The 17,983-nt window shown below is 74.2% G+C and carries 17 protein-coding genes; 5 read left to right on the top strand and 12 right to left on the bottom strand.

Going from position 1 to position 17,983, the window contains the following annotated elements; genetic code table 11:
• A partial coding sequence (locus BM339_RS20250) for a fatty acid desaturase family protein (protein WP_075021825.1) occupies positions 1 to 763 on the bottom strand: 763 nt, incomplete at its 3' end.
• A 203-nt stretch (positions 764 to 966) separates the two neighbouring features.
• Here BM339_RS20250 and BM339_RS20245 point away from each other — a divergent pair.
• On the top strand, positions 967 to 1,761 hold the full coding sequence (locus tag BM339_RS20245) for a tyrosine-protein phosphatase (protein WP_075021824.1): 795 nt from the start codon (positions 967 to 969) through the stop codon (positions 1,759 to 1,761).
• Positions 1,762 to 1,963: 202 nt separating this feature from the next.
• On the opposite strand, the gene menD is transcribed toward BM339_RS20245, so the two are convergent.
• The 3 genes from menD to BM339_RS20230 all read right to left on the bottom strand — a co-directional run bounded on the left by menD (position 1,964) and on the right by BM339_RS20230 (position 5,542).
• On the bottom strand, positions 1,964 to 3,631 hold the full coding sequence (gene menD, locus BM339_RS20240; RefSeq protein ID WP_075021823.1) for a 2-succinyl-5-enolpyruvyl-6-hydroxy-3-cyclohexene-1-carboxylic-acid synthase: 1,668 nt from the start codon (positions 3,629 to 3,631) through the stop codon (positions 1,964 to 1,966).
• A complete protein-coding gene (locus BM339_RS20235; protein ID WP_075021822.1) occupies positions 3,628 to 4,578 on the bottom strand; it encodes an o-succinylbenzoate synthase in 951 nt (316 codons plus the stop codon). Before BM339_RS20235 ends, menD begins: the two co-directional genes overlap by 4 nt.
• Positions 4,579 to 4,642: 64 nt before the next feature.
• Entirely contained in the window at positions 4,643 to 5,542 is a 900-nt protein-coding gene (locus BM339_RS20230) for a 1,4-dihydroxy-2-naphthoyl-CoA synthase (protein WP_075021821.1), read from the bottom strand.
• Positions 5,543 to 5,655: 113 nt separating this feature from the next.
• Here BM339_RS20230 and BM339_RS20225 point away from each other — a divergent pair, with 113 nt between their 5' ends.
• Together BM339_RS20225 and BM339_RS20220 are read left to right on the top strand one after the other, a co-directional pair.
• Entirely contained in the window at positions 5,656 to 6,819 is a 1,164-nt protein-coding gene (locus BM339_RS20225; RefSeq protein WP_177287733.1) for a class I adenylate-forming enzyme family protein, read from the top strand.
• Positions 6,820 to 7,078: 259 nt separating this feature from the next.
• On the top strand, positions 7,079 to 8,467 hold the full coding sequence (locus tag BM339_RS20220) for an RNA polymerase sigma factor (protein WP_021596296.1): 1,389 nt from the start codon (positions 7,079 to 7,081) through the stop codon (positions 8,465 to 8,467).
• A gap of 76 nt (positions 8,468 to 8,543) precedes the next feature.
• Here BM339_RS20220 and BM339_RS20215 read toward each other — a convergent pair whose 3' ends face one another.
• The 3 genes from BM339_RS20215 to BM339_RS20205 form a co-directional block, all read right to left on the bottom strand.
• Positions 8,544 to 9,743: an esterase-like activity of phytase family protein gene (locus BM339_RS20215; protein ID WP_256255398.1), complete on the bottom strand. Its 1,200-nt coding sequence runs from the start codon at positions 9,741 to 9,743 to the stop codon at positions 8,544 to 8,546.
• 83 nt (positions 9,744 to 9,826) lie between these two features.
• Complete coding sequence (locus BM339_RS20210) at positions 9,827 to 10,711, bottom strand: ABC transporter permease (protein WP_024936032.1); 885 nt, start codon at positions 10,709 to 10,711, stop codon at positions 9,827 to 9,829.
• 2 nt (positions 10,712 to 10,713) lie between these two features.
• The gene (locus BM339_RS20205; RefSeq protein WP_021600240.1) at positions 10,714 to 11,697 is read right to left on the bottom strand and encodes a daunorubicin resistance protein DrrA family ABC transporter ATP-binding protein; all 984 of its coding nucleotides are present in this window, start codon (positions 11,695 to 11,697) and stop codon (positions 10,714 to 10,716) included.
• 116 nt (positions 11,698 to 11,813) lie between these two features.
• Between BM339_RS20205 and BM339_RS20200 the strand changes: the two genes are divergently transcribed.
• A complete protein-coding gene (locus BM339_RS20200) occupies positions 11,814 to 12,323 on the top strand; it encodes a MarR family winged helix-turn-helix transcriptional regulator (protein WP_075021820.1) in 510 nt (169 codons plus the stop codon).
• On the opposite strand, the gene BM339_RS20195 is transcribed toward BM339_RS20200, so the two are convergent.
• From BM339_RS20195 to BM339_RS20180, 4 genes are all read right to left on the bottom strand, one after another.
• Positions 12,275 to 13,039, bottom strand: a complete 765-nt coding sequence (locus tag BM339_RS20195; protein ID WP_075021819.1) for a sirohydrochlorin chelatase — start codon at positions 13,037 to 13,039, stop codon at positions 12,275 to 12,277. The two genes, BM339_RS20200 and BM339_RS20195, sit on opposite strands and share 49 nt — an antisense overlap.
• Positions 13,032 to 14,246, bottom strand: a complete 1,215-nt coding sequence (locus BM339_RS20190) for a uroporphyrinogen-III synthase (RefSeq protein ID WP_024936030.1) — start codon at positions 14,244 to 14,246, stop codon at positions 13,032 to 13,034. The genes BM339_RS20195 and BM339_RS20190 overlap by 8 nt, the downstream gene beginning before the upstream one ends.
• Positions 14,230 to 14,622, bottom strand: a complete 393-nt coding sequence (nirD, locus tag BM339_RS20185; RefSeq protein WP_021598792.1) for a nitrite reductase small subunit NirD — start codon at positions 14,620 to 14,622, stop codon at positions 14,230 to 14,232. The genes BM339_RS20190 and nirD overlap by 17 nt, the downstream gene beginning before the upstream one ends.
• An 88-nt stretch (positions 14,623 to 14,710) precedes the next feature.
• Positions 14,711 to 16,855 (bottom strand): molybdopterin oxidoreductase family protein, encoded by a 2,145-nt coding sequence (locus BM339_RS20180; RefSeq protein ID WP_075021818.1) that lies wholly within the window; start codon positions 16,853 to 16,855, stop codon positions 14,711 to 14,713.
• Positions 16,856 to 17,144: 289 nt separating this feature from the next.
• Here BM339_RS20180 and BM339_RS20175 point away from each other — a divergent pair, with 289 nt between their 5' ends.
• Entirely contained in the window at positions 17,145 to 17,654 is a 510-nt protein-coding gene (locus BM339_RS20175) for an NUDIX domain-containing protein (protein WP_024936028.1), read from the top strand.
• Positions 17,655 to 17,692: 38 nt separating this feature from the next.
• Here the strand turns inward: BM339_RS20175 and BM339_RS20170 are convergent, their stop codons facing one another.
• Positions 17,693 to 17,941 carry a hypothetical protein gene (locus BM339_RS20170; RefSeq protein WP_021598789.1) on the bottom strand — a complete coding sequence of 83 codons (249 nt, stop codon included), beginning with the start codon at positions 17,939 to 17,941 and terminating at the stop codon, positions 17,693 to 17,695.
• Positions 17,942 to 17,983: the final 42 nt, after the last annotated feature.

Below are 17,983 nucleotides of genomic sequence, written 5' to 3'. Positions count from 1 at the left end.
CCGGCTCGGGCATCGCCATCCCCTTGTGGTTGGGCGCGAACACCGCACCCAGATGCAGCCCGAACAGCGCATGCTGCACCACCATCAACACCACCGCCTTCTCCACCGGCAGCAGCGACAACGCCAGCACCAGATACCCGACCGCATGCGCGACCAGCAGACCACCCTCCACCACCCGGTCACGGCGTGAACGCCCCCGCAAGAACAGCACACTGCCGACCTTGAGGTTCACCCCCTCCAGCGTCAGCAACGGGAAGAACAACACCGCCTGGTGCCGCGCCACCCACCGCAGCACACCCCGCTGCCGCCCCGCCTGCTCCGCCGTCCACGCCAGCACACCCTCCCCCACATCAGGATCCTTCCCGACATGATTCGGGTTCGCGTGATGACGATTGTGCTTATCGCTCCACCACCCGTGCCCCATCCCCAGCAGCAGATTCCCCAGCACCAACCCCAGCCACCGATTCACCCGCGCACTCCGCGCGATCTGCCGATGCCCCGCGTCATGACCCAGAAACCCCGTCCGCGCCGCCAACACCGCCAGCGGAACACCCAGCAAAACCGTCCACCAACTGTCCCCCGCCCACGCCACCGCCCCCCACACAGCGGCCGTGGCGGCCAGGTTCAGCCCGATCGCCCGCACGTAATAGCCGCGACGCCGATCGAGCAGCCCGCTGTCACGGACACGCCGCGCCAGCGGCGCGAAATCACTGCCGGCCTCTTGCCGGGACGGTCGGGAGGGAGCGTGCAGGGCCGCGGGCATGAAGCCTCCAACGGGAGCGGGGACACGATCCCCCGAAGTTACGGAGGGTCAGCCCCAGGGGTCGCCCCGCCAAAGAGCCATCCCGGGTCTGGCTCGCAGGTCCCGGTTCCCACCGCGACCCGTCGCTCCCCTGAATGATCATCGATGGAACCCGCACCCCTGCGCGAAAGCGCCTGCTACGCCCCGATATAAGGTCACAAGTCATGGACGACGACTCTCGGTGGATCGAACTGGACGGTGCCGTCAACGCCCGCGACCTCGGCGGCCTCCCCACGACCGACGGCCGCACGACCCGCCGCGGACGCGTCCTGCGCTCCGACAACCTCCAGGACCTCACCGTCGCCGACGTCCGGCTCCTCCTGGACGGCTACGCCCTCAAGAACGTCATCGACCTGCGCAGCGACGCCGAAGTACGCCTCGAAGGACCCGGCCCCCTCACCCGCGTGCCGTCCGTGACCATCCACCAGCTGTCGCTGTTCCCCGAAGGCGGCCGCCACACCGACGTCGCCGCCGACGTGGACGTCGACAAGGCCCTGCCCTGGCAGGAACGCCCCGCCGACGGCGCCGAACAGGACCGTTCCATCGGCCACTACCTCGGCTACCTCACCGACCGCGGCGACTCCGTCGTCGCCGCCCTGCGCGTGATGACCCGCACCGACGGATCCGCGCTCGTGCACTGCGCCGCCGGCAAGGACCGCACCGGCGTCGTCTGCGCCCTCGCCCTCGACGCCGCCGGCGTCACCCGCGAGGCCATCGTCGCCGACTACGCCCAGACCGGCGAACGCCTCGACGCGATCCTGCGGCGCCTGCGCGGCAGCGACACCTACGCCGCCGACCTCGACTCCCGCCCGGCCGACACCCACCAGCCCCACGCCGCCATCATGGACAAGCTCCTCGCCCGCATCGACGAGGAACACGGCGGCAGCCTCGGCTGGCTGGCCGGCCACGGCTGGACCGACGACGACACCCGAGCGCTCCGCGACCGCCTCCTCGGCTGAGTGACCCCCACACCGCCCACTCACAGCCCGCACGCGTGCCGCGATCCTCGACCCGCCCGCACGCTGGGGATCTCGGCTGATGCTAGGTGATGGGTTTTTGGGATTGCAGGTGGGAGGTTGGGCAATCCACCCGGCGCCTTTACGTTGTAAGTTTCAAAGAAAGACGGCAGACGGCGCGGGGGCTTCCCGCCTTCTCGGTCGATCAGGTGAGGACGGCGCGGACGGCGGCCTGGGCGGCCTGGCGGAGGTCGGCGTGCAGCGCCGCGTTCGCCTCCCGGTCGGTGCGGGCCTCGACGATCCGCAGCCCCTCCCCCGCCATCGCCTTCGGCAGGTCCGCCGCCGCGTCCAGGCGGCGGTACGGGACGCCGTGCGCGGCGGCGACCGCCTCCAGGTCCACCTGGTGCGGGGTGCCGAAGACCCGCTCGAACGGGCCGTGCAGCGCCGCCTGCGGCAGCAGCGAGAAGATCCCGCCGCCCCGGTTGTTCACCACGATGATCGCCAGGTCGGGCCGGCGGTCCCGCGGCCCCACGATCAGCCCGTTCTGGTCGTGCAGGAACGCGAGGTCGCCCAGCAGCGCGTAGGAGCGGCCGCTGTGCGCCAGCGCCGCCCCCATCGCCGACGACACCAGCCCGTCGATGCCGCTCGCGCCCCGGTTCGCCATGATCCGGATGCCGCGCCGCGGCCGCATCACCTGGTCCAGGTCGCGGATCGGCATGCTCGCGGCCGTGAACAGCAGCGACCCGCCCGGCAGCCCCGCGACCAGGTCCCGCGCCAGCCGCGGCTCGCTGACCTCCGGCACCGCGTCCAGCACCGCGTCCACCGCCGCCGCCGCGGCCAGGTCCGCCGTCCGCCACGACTTCAGCCACGCGTCGTCGCCCGACACCACCGGGATCTCCACCTCCGGAGCCACCTGCGTCGCCGACCGGACCGGGTCGGGCCAGTGCGCCAGGTCCGGCGCCAGCACGATGTGCTCCTCGGCCCGGCGCAGCAGCGACAGCAGCGGGCGCGACAGCCCCGGCTTGCCCAGCGTCACCACCACCTCGGGACGGTGCCGCTCCACGAACTCCGGGACGCCCAGCAGGAAGTGGTGCGACGACAGCGCGTGGTCGCCGTAGCGGGCGTTGCCGTTCGGCTCGGCCAGCACGGGCCAGCCGGCCATCGACGCGGCCGCCACGTACCGCTTGACGTTCATCGCGCCGTCCCCGACCACCAGGACGCCGCGCCGCGTCGGCGGGACGTGCAGCACCGACCCCGGCGTCGCCGGCCGCACCTTCGTCCACGCGCCCGTCGCGTCACCGTCGAGCGGCTCGCACCACGTCTCGTCGCCGTCCGGGATCAGCGGCTCCCGGAACGACGCGTTCACATGCACCGGCCCCGGGACCGGCGCCTGCGCCAGCCCCCACGCGCGGCTCATCAGCGACCGCCAGTACGCCACCATGCCCGGCCGGTTCTCCGGCACACCGATCTCGGTGCTCCACCGCACCGCCGTCCCGTACAGCTTCACCTGGTCGATCGTCTGGTTCGCGCCGGTGTCGCGCAGCTCCGGCGGACGGTCCGCCGTCACCACCAGCAGCGGGATGCCCGACTCGTGCGCCTCCACCACCGCCGGATGGAAGTTCGCCGCCGCCGTCCCCGATGTGCACACCAGCGCCACCGGACGGCCCGACCGCTTGGCCAGGCCGAGCCCGAGGAACGACCCCGAACGCTCGTCGATCCGCACATGCATGCGGACCCGGCCAGCCTCCTCGGCGGCGTGCAGCGCCAGCGCCAGCGGCGCCGACCGCGACCCCGGCGCCAGCACCACGTCGGTCATCCCGCACCGCAGCAGCTCGTCGACCAGGACGGTCGCCAGCGCGGTCGCCGGGTTCACGGCCCCTCCTCGATCACCGCGGGGCCGTCCAGGTACGCCTGGGCCTCCAGCGCCCGGCCGCGCCACCGCGTGCCGGGGACCTCCCAGCGCCGCAGCGCCTGCTCGTCCACCACCGGCCGCCGCACCTCGATCTCACCCTCCACGGGCCGCAGCGGATCGCGCACGACGTCGCCCTCAAGCAGCGCCAGCGTCCCCAGCCCGCACGCGTACGGCAGCTCCGGCAGCGCGGCCGCGAGCGCGAGACCCGCCGCCAGCCCCACCGACGTCTCCACCGCGCTCGACACCACCACCGGCAGCCCGCACGCCTCCGCCACCCGCAGCGCCGCCGCGACCCCGCCGAGCGGCTGCACCTTCAGCACCGCGATGTCGGCGGCGCCCGCCGCCCGGACCTTCAGCGGATCCTCGGCGCGGCGGATCGACTCGTCCGCCGCGACCGGGACGTCCACCAGCCGCCGCAGCCGCGCCAGCTCTTCCAGCGTCGCGCAGGGCTGCTCGGCGTACTCCAGCTCCCACCGGTCCAGCGCCCGGATCATCCGCGCCGCGCGGTCGACGTCCCAGCCGCCGTTCACATCGATCCGGACCCTGCCCTGCGGGCCGATCGCCGCGCGGACCGCCTCCACCCGCGCCAGGTCGTCGGCCTCTCCCTGCCCGCGCTCGGCGACCTTCACCTTCGCGGTCCGGCAGCCGGACTCCTTCACCATCTCGAACGCCCGCTCCGGGCCGACCGCCGGGACCGTCACGTTCACCGGGACCCGGTCGCGGACGGGCGCGGGCCAGCCCTCGCACGCCGCCTCGCGGGCGGCGGCCAGCCACCGCGCGCACTCGGCCGGGCCGTACTCGGCGAACGGCGAGAACTCCCCCCAGCCGGCGGGGCCCTGGATCAGGGCGCCCTCCCGCCGCGTCACACCGCGGAACCGCGTCCGCATCGGGATGGAGAACACCCGCACGCGCCGACCCCCTGACCTGCCCGCTGAATCAACGTATTCCGGATCACACCGTCCGTACGAACAATTAGTAGTACCACGGGAAACGCGACCAATCGGGATCGCGCTTCTCCAGGAACGCGTCGCGTCCCTCGGCCGCCTCGTCGGTGCCGTAGGCGAGCCGGGTCGCCTCTCCGGCGAACACCTGCTGCCCCACCAGACCGTCGTCGACCATGTTGAACGCGTACTTCAGCATCCGCTGCGCCGTCGGGCTCTTGCCGTTGACCTTGCGCGCCCACTCCAGCGCCACGGCCTCCAGCTCGGCGTGCGGGACGACCGCGTTGACCATGCCCATCCGGTGCGCCGCCTCGGCGTCGTAGGCCTCGCCCAGGAAGAAGATCTCGCGGGCGAACTTCTGCCCCACCTGCCGCGCCAGGTACGCCGACCCGAACCCGCCGTCGAAGCTCGCCACGTCCGCGTCGGTCTGCTTGAACCGCGCGTGCTCTCGGCTGGCGAGCGTCAGATCGCACACCACGTGCAGGCTGTGCCCGCCGCCCGCGGCCCAGCCCGGCACCACGCAGATGACGACCTTGCCCATGAACCGGATCAGCCGCTGCACCTCCAGGATGTGCAGCCGTCCGGCCCGCGCCGGGTCGATCGTCTCCGAGGTCTCCCCCTCGGCGTACTTGTAGCCGTCCTTGCCCCGGATCCGCTGGTCGCCGCCGGAGCAGAACGCCCAGCCGCCATCCCTGGACGACGGCCCGTTCCCCGTGATCAGCACGCACCCGATGTCGCTGGACATCCGCGCGTGGTCGAGCGCCCGGTACAGCTCGTCCACCGTGTGCGGGCGGAACGCGTTGCGCACCTCCGGACGGTCGAACGCCACCCGCACCGTCCCGTGGTCCACGGCCCGGTGGTAGGTGATGTCGGTGAAGCCGAACCCCTCCACCTCTTTCCACGCGTCCGCGTCGAACAGCTCCGAGACCATGTCATCCTCTCCCGTCGGCGACCGCGCCGCGGCCGGGTCCGCGGCGCGCGTGACCCATTCAACCGGTCCCGCGTTTGAACGCGTTCAGCGGGGTCGTCTACCCTGATCAGATCATGGATCGCCCACTGCACGCCGCCGTTCTGCCGCCCGGTCCGCGCCTGTTCCAGGCCCTGGCCGACGCCCTCGACGGCGGTCCCGCGATCTGCCCGCTCTCCCCCGACCTGCCCGAGCCCGCGCTCCGCGACCTCCTGGACGCCCTGAGCCCGGACGCCGTCCGCACACCGGACGGGCTCGCCCCCCACCGCCCGCACGGCGGCCAGGTCCCCGCCGACGCCGAGACGGCGGTGCTGATCGCCACGTCCGGCTCCACCGGCCCGCCGAAGTTCGTCGAGCTGCCGGCCGGCGCGCTGCGCCACTCCGCCGCGGGGACGCTCGCGCGCATCGAGGCGGCCCCCGGCGACCGGTGGCTGTGCTGCGTGCCCACCAGCCACATCTCCGGCGTCCAGGTCCTCGTCCGCGCCCTCGTCGCCGGCACCGACCCGGTCATCATGCCGCGCTTCGACGCCGCCGCCGTCGCCGCCACCGAGGGCGCGCACGTCTCGCTCGTCCCGACCCAGCTGCGCCGGATCCTCGACACCGGCACCGACCTGTCCCGGCTCGGCGCGATCGTCCTCGGCGGCGCCGCCGCCACGCCCGGGCTGCTCGCCGAGGCCCGCGCCCGCGGAGCCCGGGTGTTCACCACCTACGGCATGAGCGAGACGTGCGGCGGCTGCGTCTACGAGGGCGTCCCGCTGGACGGCATGCGCGTCGGGCTCGGCGCCGGCGGCCGGATCCGCCTCGCCGGGCCGTCCCTGTTCACCGGCTACCGGCTGCGGCCCGAGGAGTCCGCCGAGGTCAGGGACGGTGAGTGGTTCGTCACCCAGGACCTCGGGGCGATCGAGGACGGCCGGCTCCGCGTCCGCGGCCGCCTCGACGACGTGATCAACACCGGCGGGGAGAAGGTCGTCGCCGGCGAGATCGCGACCGTGCTGTCCCGGCACCCGAAGGTCCGCGACGTGGTCGTCGTCGGCCGGCCCGACCCCGAGTGGGGCGAGCGGGTCACCGCCGTCGTCGTCCCCGCCGCGCCCCGCCCGCCGGACCTCGCCGAGCTGCGCGCGTTCGTCCGGGAGACGATGCCGGCGTACGCCGCGCCGCGCGAGCTGGAGCTGGTGGACGCCATCCCGCTGCTGGCGTCCGGCAAGCCCGACCGTGCCCGGTTGCGCACCCCGGCACCCTGACCCCGTGGTCTTCATCACGTTGCCTTCGACCAGCGCCCTTTACGTAGTAAGGTAGGGCAGGATCGGATCGGGCCGTGTGAAAGCGCCGGTCAGGGGCACCACGACCTCCTGGATCGGTCCTCCCCGATCCCGTGCGGAGCGCCGCCGCCCACGGCACCGGGAACAAGAACCCGGTCCTGCGACGTTCCGTTAAGTGCGTGCGCCACGAGCGAACACAATCCGCGCCGCACTCACACACCGAAGGGAGGGGGGTGTCTCCATGCCGCGAAGCGCCGTCGAGACCCCGCTCACGGAGTCGGCGGGCCCCGCGCTCAACGACCTCCTGAAGCGTGGCCGTGCCCAAGGGCACCTCTCGCTCGACGAGGTGAGGGGGGCCTTCGAGTCCGCCGGGCTCAGCCCGGCCCAGGGCCGCTCGATCCTGCGCGAGCTGTCCGAGGCCGGCATCAGCCTGGCCGGCGAGTCCGACACCGCCCGCAAACGGGCGGCCGCCGCCGACCACGCCGCCGACCACGCCACCGGGGAGACCGCCCAGAAGACGCCCGGCACCGCGAGGACCGCCGGGAAGCGCGCCTCCCGCAATGCCGCCGCGAAGACCGCCTCCCCCAAGGACGCCGGGACCGGCGAGTCCGCCGCCAGGGCGCCGCGGGCGGCCGCCCAGGCCGACGCCCCCGCCGACGGGGGGTTCGAGGTCACCGAGGTCGAGGCCGACGAGAGCCAGGCCGACCTGGACGACCAGACCACCGGGATGGGCGACTCCGTCCACACCTACCTCAAGGCGATCGGCCGCCGGCAGCTGCTCACCGCCGAGCAGGAGGTCGACCTCGCCAAGCGGATCGAGGCCGGCCTGTACGCCGAGTACAAGCTGGAGACCGAGGACCTCTCCCCCGCCCTGCGCGCCGACCTGGAGTGGGTCGCCGCCGACGGGCGCCGCGCCAAGGCCCACATGCTGGAGGCCAACCTCCGCCTCGTGGTGTCGGTCGCCAAGAAGTACTCCGACCGCGGCCTGTCGCTGCTGGACGTCGTCCAGGAGGGCAACCTCGGCCTGATCCGCGCCGTGGAGAAGTTCGACTACTCCAAGGGCTACAAGTTCTCCACCTACGCGATGTGGTGGATCCGGCAGGCCATACAGCGCGGGTTCGCCGACTCGGCCCGCACGATCCGGCTGCCCGTGCACGTGCTGGAGATGCTCAGCAAGCTGAGCCGCGTCGAGCGCGACATGCACCAGCGGCTCGGCCGCGAACCGACCCCGGAGGAGCTGGCCGCCGAGCTCGACAAGAGCCCCGAGCAGGTCCGCGAGCTGCTGCGCACCAGCCGGCAGCCGATCAGCCTGGACTCCACCATCGGCGAGGACGGCGAGACCCGCATCGGCGACCTCATCGAGGACACCGACAGCCCCGAGGCGTCCGAGCTGGTGGACCGCCAGCTCATGGCCGACCAGCTGCGCCGCACCCTCGACATCCTGTCCCCGCGCGAGGCCAAGATCATGGCGATGCGGTTCGGGCTGTACGACGGGACGCCCCGCACGCTGGACGAGATCGGCAAGGCCCTCGGGCTGACCCGGGAGCGGATCCGCCAGCTGGAGAAGGAGTCGCTGTCCAAGCTGCGGCACCCCAGCAACGCGCGCCCGCTGCTCGACTTCGCCGTCTGAGGCGTCCCGCCGGCACGCGAAGGGCCCGCCCAGCCATCCCGGCTCGGCGGGCCCTTCGCGTTTCCCCGGGCGCGGGTCAGCAGCCCCGGACGGCGAACGCGAGGAACTGGGTGACCTCCCGGCGGTCGAAGTTGTCGTCCGAGCCGGCGACGAGCGTGCACTCGCCCGACCTCAGCCGCGGCCCCCACGCCAGCGCCTCCAGGTTCTGCTCGGGGGCGGCGTGGCGGCCGAGGTCGGCGACGAGCCGCTTGCGCACCGGACGGAACCGCACGCCCTCGCCGAGGCGGTCGCGGTGCAGCACGTCCGTGGCGCCCCGCACGTCGAACTCGTACAGCCTGTTCCGGTAGCCGACGCCCTCCAGCCAGGTCCGCTCCAGCGCCAGGAACCGGTGGCCGTCGACGGCGAGGATCTCCGAGACCCCGCTGTCGGCGATGCCCGAGGGCGGCCGCGGCGCGGCCGGGAGCCGGTCGACGGGGTAGGCGTACTGGGCGCGGACGCGGCCGGCGCGGCTCCAGAGCGTGAGCCGGGTGAGGGCGCCGTGCCCGACGGCCGGCGGGGCCCCGTCCTCGTAGCGCGGCCCCTCGACCATCGCGGCGATGCCGTGGGAGGTGAAGGTCAGCGCCTCGAAGCCGGAGTTGCGGCGCGGGCCCCGGTGCTCCCCGGTGAGCCGCAGGCCCGGCGGCAGCGGCAACCGGCCGACGTACCGGCCGTCCCGGGACGCCCAGCGCAGCGACATCTGCGACAGCGGGACGTCCGGGTGCGTCTCGTCGGGGCGGTCGCCCTCGCTGCCCCAGAGCACCCGCCGCGACCGCGGGTCGTACCGGATCGTCTCCGGGTCGACCGACCCGGGCTTGCCGAACCCCGGGTAGGGGCCGCCGTCCGGCCGCCTCAGCGTCGACACGCCGCTGATCCGCACACCGGTGAACGCGCCCGTCGCCGGGTCGATGTCGAGCCGCCCGGTGTAGAACCGCGCCGGGTCGTACCGCCACCGGTCGTCGGAGACGAAGTACCAGGTGCCGGTGCGCGGATCGCGGTCGAGGCCCGACAGCCCTCCGAGCGCGGTACCGGCGACCTTCGTCATGTGCGGGAGGCGCCGCTCGCCGAGGAACCGCGTGATCCGCAGCTCGTTCCGCACCGCCCGCGGCCCCGCCGCCGCGTCCGCGGCCCGCGCGGCGATCCGCGCGTCCACGACCGCGGCACCCGCCATCGCCGCGAGCACGGCGGCCGTCGCCGCCGCCCCGCGCCACATCGTCCCGTCCCCGTTCAGATTGCCCATCGTTACCCTTCGCATCCGATCGAGCGCGCAGCGTCGCGCACGGTCAGTATGCGTCATCACGGCGGGTGACGGCGGCGGTTCCGTCAGTCGGCGCGGCGGAACTCCCAGATGGCCACGCCCATCAGGCCGACGCCCATGGCGAGGACGATGAGGAGCTCCAGCCAGATCGGCACGACCCAGCCGCCCCAGGTGACACCCGGGTCGAACGTCCGCATCAGCTCCGGCGAGACGTCCAGCCGGGTGAACACCGCGTGCCGCAGCGGATCGACCGCGTAGGTCAGCGGGTTGAAGCGGGTGAGGACGGTCAGCCAGGTCGGCAGCCCGCTCAGCGGGTACAGGGCGCCGGACAGGAACATCATCGGCATCATCGCCATCTGCATGAGGCCGAAGAACGACTGCATGCTGGTGATCCGCGCGGCCATCATGACGCCGAACCCGGTCAGGGCGAACGCCCCGAGGAACATGATGGCGAGCATCTCCAGCAGGAGCAGCGGGTCGTAGGGGACGCCGGCCAGGCCCGCCAGCAGCACGATCACCGCGCCCTGCAGGGTCGCCACCAGCGCGCCGCCGACGCACTTGCCGACCACGATCGCGCTGCGGCTGACGGGCGCGACGAGCATCTCGCGCAGGAACCCGAACTCGCGGTCCCACACGATCGACCCGGCGGAGAACATCGCGGTGAACATCACCGACATGGCGCACACGCCGGGGAAGATGAAGGTCTTCAGGTCGACGGTCCCGGCGGTGCCGCCGCCGCTGGCCATCAGGTTGGACAGGCCGGTGCCCATGACCAGCAGCCACAGCACCGGCTGGACGAGGCCCGACACCATCCGCAGCTTGTCGCGCCAGAACCGGATCAGCTCCCGGTGCAGGACGATCTTCACGGCGCGCAGGTCCTGCCGCAGGCCGCGCTCGGGCACCCGGACCCGGACGACCTCGGTCGCCGCCGGCTCGGCGGTGCTCGCCATCGTCACCTCCTCATCGCGCGCATCGCGGTGCGCATCCCGTCGCTCGCCGACGCCTCGGCGTCGCGGATCGTCGTGCCGGTGAACGACATGAACACATCGTCCAGCGAGGGCCGCGCCACGTTCACCGCCACGATCGGGACGCCCAGCTCGGCGAACAGCCGCGGCACGAACGCCTCCCCGGACGCGACCGAGAACGTGACCGCGCCCTCCGACACCACCGCCTCCAGGCCGAACCGGTCCTTGATCGCCGCGATCGCCGCCTCGTCGTCGGCGGTCTGGATCCGGATCCGGTCCTCGCCGACGCCGGCCTTGAGCGCCTCGGGGGTGTCGAGCGCGACGATCCGCCCCGAATCCATGATCGCGATGCGCTCGCAGAACTCGGCCTCGTCCATGTAGTGCGTCGTCATGAAGATCGTGATCTCCTCGGCCGCCTGGAGCTGCCGGATGTACTCCCAGATCGACGCCCGGGTCTGCGGGTCGAGGCCGACGGTCGGCTCGTCCAGGAACAGCACCCGCGGCGAGTGCAGCAGGCCGCGGGCGATCTCCAGCCGGCGCTTCATGCCGCCGGAGAAGGTCTGCACCAGGTCGCCGCGCCGGTCCCACAGCCCGACCATCTCCAGGACCTGCCGGATGCGGCCGGCGGTCGCCGACCGCGGCACGCCGTACAGCTCGGCGTGGAAGCGCAGGTTCTGCTCCCCCGACAGGTACCCGTCGAGCGTCGGGTCCTGGAACACCAGGCCGATGTTGCGGCGCACGGCGTCGCGCTCGGTCACCACGTCGTGGCCCGCGACGCGCGCGCTGCCCCCGCTCGGGCGCAGCAGCGTGCAGAGCATGTTGATGGTCGTGGATTTGCCCGCGCCGTTCGGGCCGAGGAAACCGAAGATCTCTCCCGGCCGCACCGAGAGCTCGATCCCCCGCACGGCCTCCACGTCGCCGAACCTCTTCGTCAGGCCGTCGACCTCGACGGCCGGTCCCCCGTCCGGCATGGGGCCTCCCTCCGCGTGGAGCACGAGCCCATGTTTTGGGCCATCCAACGTTAGGTGTACCCTATCTCTCACGTCAAGAGAGATTAGAAGCGCCAACGAAGTCCGAGGAGCCGGACGTGGAGGACCGCCCCGATCCGCTGTACGACTCGCCGACCTACCTCATGTTCGAGACGGTGCGGCTCGTCCGGCGCACCGCGACGCGGATGTTCCCCGGCCAGCCGCGGCTGCCGCACCTGCTCGTCCTGTGGTGCGCGGCGCGGCACGGGCCGCTGTCGCAGCGCGAGGTCGCCGAGCGGCTGCGGATGGACGCCGGCGATCTCGTCGGCATCGTGGACGCCCTGGAGGACGCCGGCCACGTCCGGCGCCGCCGCGACCCCGAGGACCGGCGGCGCTACGCGCTGGAGGCAACCGAGGACGGCCGGCTCAAGCTCGGCGAGGCCCTGGACGCCCGCGTCCGCCTCAACGAGATGCTGTTCGAACCGCTGACACCGGAGGAGCGGCACCTGTTCCGGGACATGCTGCTGCGGATCCTCGCCCATCACGACGAGCGGTTCACCGGCGCTCTGGAACCGCCTGGTCAGCAGACCGGCACCGGGGTCTCGAGCCGCAGCCGCGCCTCGTCGTAGCGGCGCAGCACCAGCCGCGCGGCGGCCGTGTGCGCGCCGACGGGCGGCGCGACGGCGTCGGCGCCGCAGGCCGCCATGCGGTCGTGGAAGCGGCCGGGCGCCAGCAGGTAGGACGCCACCGCCACGCGCCGGGCGCCGCCCGCGCGCAGACCCGCGACGACCTCGTCCAGCGGCGGGCCGCCCGCCGCGACGAACCCGCAAGGGACGGGCCGCCCCAGCCGCCGCGCCAGCAGGCGGGCGGCCCTCCGCACGTCGGCGATGCCCGCCGGATCGGCGGACCCCGCCGCGCCCAGGACGACGGCGTCCGGACGGCGCGACGGGGCCCGGTCCTCCCCTCCACGGGGAGACGGTCCCCCGCGCTCCCCGGCTGGGCGGGCCGGTGCCGCCAGCCGGTCGGCCAGCGCGCCCGCCAGTAGCGCGTCCGGGCCGAGCGGCCGGGAGGTCACCGATCCCGGCAGCAGCCGCCCCGCCCGGTCGGGGATGTCGATGAGCGCGTGGTAGCCGCGCGCCAGCATCAGCGGGACGACGACCACCGGGCCGCCGCGCAGCCCGCGGGCCGCGTCCTCCAGCGACGGCCGCGACAGCTCGCCGTAGGCCTCGGCGACCCGCAGCCCCGGCCGCATCGCCCGCACCCGGGCGAGCAGCGCGCCGACGACGGCGGGCCCGGCCGGATCGCGGGTGCCGTGCGCGACGGCCAGCAGGGCGGGCTCAGCCACCGGCGCCCGCCGCGAGCCGGTCGGCCAGGCGCGGGTCGCACGCCAGCCGGTAGCCGCGCTTGACGACCGTCTCGACGATGCCGGGGCGGCCGAGGCCGCGCCGCAGCCGCGCCACCGCCATCTCCACCGCGTGCTCGTCGGCCTGCGGGCGGGCCTCCCGCGGCCGCCCGTCCCGCGTCCAGGCGTCCCTGCCCGCGGGCGCGCCGACCAGCCGGCTCGGCAGGACCCCGCACAGCTCGGCCCGCGACACCACGTGCCCGGGACGCCGCGCGAGCGCCCGCAGGATCGCCATCGGCGCGGGCGCGATGGGCCGCAGCTGGCCGTCCAGGACGACGGCGTGCCCGCGCAGCTCCAGCGAGAACCCGCGCACCGACAGCCGCCGGGACCGGCGCCTCGGCAGGTCCGAGACCAGGGCCCGCACGAGCGCGCCCAGCCTGGCGCGCTCGGGCTGGACGGTGGGGACGTCGCGGTCGGTGAGCGCCTGCGCGGTCACCGGGCCGACGCACGCCGCGACGACCTGGGTGCGCATCGCCTCCAGCAGGGCCTCCTCCAGCCCGTCCTCGGCGGCGACGGCCAGCGTCGCGGCGACCGCGGGCGCGCTGGTGAACGTGATGGCGTCGACCGTGCCGGCGACCGCCTGCCCGACGAGCCGGCGCAGCGGCGTGGAGTCCTCCGACCGCGACCAGCGGTACACCGGGATCTCGATCACCTCGGCGCCGGCGCCGCGCAGCGCGCCGGTCAGCTCCGGCTCCCGCTCCCCGTACAGCTGGACCGCGACCCGCGCCCCGGCCAGGTCCTTCTCCAGCAGGTGGCGGATGACCTCGGCGCACTCCTCCGACTCCGGCGACCAGCGCTCCTGCAGGCCCTCCGAGCGGATCGCGCCGCGCGCCTTCGGCCCCCGCGCCACGATGTCGGTCTCGGCGAGCCGGGCGATCAGCCCGTCGCGCAGCCCGTGCCCGTCGGCGGCCTCCAGCCATGCCCGGAACCCGATCCCGGTCGTGACGACGACGTGGTCGAGGGGGGCGTCGACGCACGCGCGGGTGGCCTCCAGGAGCTCGGTGTCGTCGGCGAGCGGGACCAGCCGGATGGCGGGGGCGAGCACGACCCTGGCGCCGCGCCGCTCCAGCAGCGTCGCGAGCTCCTCGTGGCGGCGGGCCGCGGTCACGCCCACGGCGAACCCGGCCAGCGGCTCACTGCCGGTGCTCATCGGTGAGCGCCACCTCCACCCGGTCGCCGGCGCGGCGGACCGGGAAGGCCGGCACCGCCACCCGCGGATCGTCCAGGCAGGTCCCGGTGCGCAGGTCGAACACCTGCTTGTACATGGGGGACGCGACGGTGGGCGTCCCGTGCCGGGTGCCGAGGATCCCCCGCGACAGCACGCACGCGCCGCTGAACGGGTCGAGGTTCGACAGCGCGTACAGGGTGCCGTCGAAGGTCCGGAAGATCGCCACCTGCGTGCCCTCCACCATCGCGCAGGCGCCGCGCTCGGGAGTCAGCGCGGCGTAGGAGCAGATGTCGAACCACCGGACCGCGGGCCGGACCGCCCGCTCCCTGACGATCGTCGCATCGGGTGAAGTGGTCATCGCGCGGCAACCTCCTGGCGGGAACTGTCGATGGTCCGATCCTCGGCAGAGGCCGTTTCGCGGTTGGGTCCCCTTTGTCACCGGCGTGTTAAAAGGGGCTCACGGCCGGCGCCGGGGACGCGCCGGCGGAACGCGGCCCGGCGTCCTCCTCGCCCTGCTCGACCGGGGCCAGCCGGACGGCGCAGACCTTGAACTCCGGCATCCGCGACACCGGGTCCAGCGCGGGGTTGGTCAGCAGGTTCGCGCGCCCCTCCCCCGCCCAGTGGAACGGGATGAAGACGGTGTCGTCGCGGATCGCGTCGGTGAGCCGCGCCCGGACGGTCGCCGCGCCCCTGCGGCTCTGCACCCGCACCTCGGCGCCGTCCTCGATGCCGAGGCGCCCGGCCAGGTCGGGGTGCAGCTCGACGAAGGCCCCGGGCGCCGCCTCGGCCAGCTGCCGGACGCGCCTGGTCTGCGCGCCCGACTGGTACTGCGCCAGGACCCGACCGGTCGTCAGGTACACGGGGAAGTCGGCGTCCACGTCCTCCGCGGCGCCGTGATGCTCGACCGGGACGAACCGGGCCCGCCCGTCCGGGGTGGCGAAGCGGTCCAGGTAGGGGCGCGGCGTCCCCGGGTGGCCGGCGGACGGGCACGGCCAGAACACCCCGCCCTCGGCCTCGATCCGCTCGTAGGTGATGCCGGAGTAGTCGGCGGCGCCGCCGGCGCTGGCGCGGCGCAGCTCGCCGAACACCGCCTCGGGGTCGGTGCTCCACTCCCCCGGCGCCGCCAGCCTCCCGGCGAGCGCGCTCAGGACCTCCAGGTCGGTGCGGACGCCGTCCGGTGGCCGGACGGCGCGCCGCCGGCGCAGCACCCGGCCCTCCAGGTTCGTCATCGTCCCCGACTCCTCGGCCCACTGCGCGACCGGCAGGACCACGTCGGCGCGCCGCGCGGTCTCCGACGGCACGAAGTCGGCGACCACCAGCAGGTCGAGCGCGCCGAGCCGCTCCTCCACGGCCGCGGCCCGCGGCGCCGACACGACCGGGTTGGACCCGAACAGCAGCAGCGCCTTCGGCCCGTCGGCGGTGCCGAGCGCCGACAGCAGCTCGTAGGCCGACCGCCCGGGTCCCGGCAGCGAGCCGGGATCGACGCCCCAGACCCGCGCGACGTGCGCGCGGGCCGCCGGGTCGTCGATCCTGCGGTAGCCGGGCAGCTGGTCGGCCTTCTGCCCGTGCTCGCGCCCGCCCTGGCCGTTGCCCTGCCCGGTCAGGCAGCCGTACCCGGAGCCCTCGCGGCCCGGCAGCCCGAGCGCGAGGGCCAGGTTGATGAAGGCACCGACCATGTCGGTGCCGCGCGCGTGCTGCTCGGCGCCCCGCGCGGTGAGGACGTGGGCGCGGCCGGCGCGGGCGAGCAGCCGGACGGCCTCGCGCATCAGCGGGACGGGCACCCCGGTGATCCGCTCGGCCCGGTCCGGCCAGTAGGCGTTCACGACCGTCCGGACGGCGTCGAACCCGGCGGTGCGGGAGGCGATGTACTCCTCGTCGGCGAGGCCCTCGGCGAGCGCCAGGTGCAGCAGCCCGTTGGCGAGGGCGATGTCGGTGCCGGGCGTCGGCTGCAGGTGCAGGTCGGCCTGCCGGGCGGTGGCGGTGCGGCGCGGGTCGACGACGATGAGGGCGCCGCCGCCCTCGCGCATCTCGGTCAGGTGCCGCATGAACGGCGGCATCGTCTCGGCGACGTTGCCGCCCGCGAGCAGGACCGCGCCGGACGCCGCCAGGTCGGTGACCGGTCCGGGCAGCCCGCGGTCCATCCCGAACGCCCGCGCGGACGCCGCCGCGGCCGACGACATGCAGAACCGGCCGTTGTAGTCGATCTGGGACGTGCCGAGCGCGACGCGGGCGAACTTGCCGAGCTGGTAGGCCTTCTCGTTCGTCAGCCCCCCGCCGCCGAACACCGCGACGGCGTCGGGGCCGTGCCGGTCCCGCAGCCGCGTGATGCCGGCGGCGATCCGGTCGAGCGCCTCGTCCCACGTGCAGGGCTCCAGCGGCGCCGTCCGGCTCCGGCGCATCATCGGGGTGGTCAGCCGGTCGGGGACGGTGAGCAGCTCCGCCGCCGTCCAGCCCTTCTGGCACAGCCCGCCCCGGTTGGCCGGCACGTCGTCGCGGGGCGCCACCCGCAGACCGCCCACGTCCTTCTCGTCCCGCAGCGTCATGCCGCATTGCAGGGCACAGTACGGGCAGTGCGTCGGAGTCCCGATCATGCGCCGAGACTCGGCGGGCGCCGTTTCGCCGGCGAGTCCCGGAGGTGACTCCGGCGTTAAATGCGCTTCACCCCCGCGCGTCCGCCGAGGTCAAAAGCCCAGCATGGCGGCGCCCCGGCGACCTTGACGAACGCGTGTCAAGCGTTGTCGAGCCCTGTCATGGCCCTTTCGTCGTCATTTGCCCGCCTATCGAACGGATTCATGGTGACCCGGCGATCTCGCGGTGAATGCGGGCGCCGCCCCGGTACGCCCCGGATCATCGCACGGTGATCACGCCTAACCTCGGTACATGCCCGACCTTGCCTACTACGCCTCCCTGCCGCGCGCCCGCGGCGCCGCGGCGGCCCTGCTCCTGGACGAACTCGGGCGGGTCCTGCTGGTCAAACCCACCTACAGCGAGGGCTGGTACCTCCCCGGCGGGGTGATCGAGGCCGACGAGTCCCCGCTGTCGGCGTGCGTGCGCGAATGCGAGGAGGAGCTCGGCCTCGTCCCCCGGCTCGACGGCCTGGCCTGCGTCGACTGGGGCCCCCCGCGCGACGACGGCGTGGACGCCGTCAACGTCTTCGTCTTCCACGGCGCCATCACCGGCGAGCAGATCGCCGCGATCCGGCTGCCGCCCGAGGAGCTGTCCGACCACATGCTGGTGGCGCCGGAGAAGGTCCCCGAGCTGGCGCCGCCGCACGTGGCCCGCCGGATGGACCCCAGCCTGCGGGCCATGTCCACCGGCCGCGCCGTCTACCTGGAGGACGGCCGCGAGCAGCCGTTCGGCGCCCCCGCGCCCGAACCCGGCGCCGCCTGAGCCCGGCGCCCGAGCCGAGTCCCGCTCACACCGGGACGCTACGCCGGGACCGCGTCCTGGATCGAGCGGGCGCGCTCGGGCTGCTCGGCGCGGGCGCAGTGGGCGCAGCAGTAGAAGTGCCCGCCCACGTCCACGCCGTGCCCCATGATGCGGCACTGGCAGTGCTCGCAGATCGGCGCCATCTTCGTGACCGCGCACTCGAACGAGTCGAACGTGTGCACCTCGCCCTGCGCGTGCACCTCGAACGCCATCGCGTAGTCGTTGCCGCAGACCTCGCAGGTCGCCATCGCTCCAGTCTCCGTTCCCCCGCCGCCCTCGCGGTCCGGTCC

Source organism: Actinomadura madurae (assembly GCF_900115095.1).
Classification (GTDB): Bacteria; Actinomycetota; Actinomycetes; order Streptosporangiales; family Streptosporangiaceae; genus Spirillospora; species Spirillospora madurae.
Note: the sequence above shows the minus strand (reverse complement) of the source record. Positions and strands in the feature narration are given on the sequence as shown.

What these genes read in the sequence shown, in the direction of transcription:
- BM339_RS20210 (WP_024936032.1), bottom strand. Translation starts at nt 10,711, where the DNA reads ATGGCGAGCACCGCCGAGCCGGCGGCGACCGAGGTCGTCCGGGTCCGG.
- BM339_RS20205 (WP_021600240.1), bottom strand. Translation starts at nt 11,697, where the DNA reads ATGCCGGACGGGGGACCGGCCGTCGAGGTCGACGGCCTGACGAAGAGG.
- BM339_RS20190 (WP_024936030.1), bottom strand. Translation starts at nt 14,246, where the DNA reads ATGAGCACCGGCAGTGAGCCGCTGGCCGGGTTCGCCGTGGGCGTGACC.
- BM339_RS20225 (WP_177287733.1), top strand. Translation starts at nt 5,656, where the DNA reads ATGGATCGCCCACTGCACGCCGCCGTTCTGCCGCCCGGTCCGCGCCTG.
- BM339_RS20215 (WP_256255398.1), bottom strand. Translation starts at nt 9,743, where the DNA reads ATGGGCAATCTGAACGGGGACGGGACGATGTGGCGCGGGGCGGCGGCG.
- BM339_RS20245 (WP_075021824.1), top strand. Translation starts at nt 967, where the DNA reads ATGGACGACGACTCTCGGTGGATCGAACTGGACGGTGCCGTCAACGCC.
- nirD (WP_021598792.1), bottom strand. Translation starts at nt 14,622, where the DNA reads ATGACCACTTCACCCGATGCGACGATCGTCAGGGAGCGGGCGGTCCGG.
- BM339_RS20230 (WP_075021821.1), bottom strand. Translation starts at nt 5,542, where the DNA reads ATGGTCTCGGAGCTGTTCGACGCGGACGCGTGGAAAGAGGTGGAGGGG.
- BM339_RS20170 (WP_021598789.1), bottom strand. Translation starts at nt 17,941, where the DNA reads ATGGCGACCTGCGAGGTCTGCGGCAACGACTACGCGATGGCGTTCGAG.
- BM339_RS20180 (WP_075021818.1), bottom strand. Translation starts at nt 16,855, where the DNA reads ATGATCGGGACTCCGACGCACTGCCCGTACTGTGCCCTGCAATGCGGC.
- BM339_RS20220 (WP_021596296.1), top strand. Translation starts at nt 7,079, where the DNA reads ATGCCGCGAAGCGCCGTCGAGACCCCGCTCACGGAGTCGGCGGGCCCC.
- BM339_RS20175 (WP_024936028.1), top strand. Translation starts at nt 17,145, where the DNA reads ATGCCCGACCTTGCCTACTACGCCTCCCTGCCGCGCGCCCGCGGCGCC.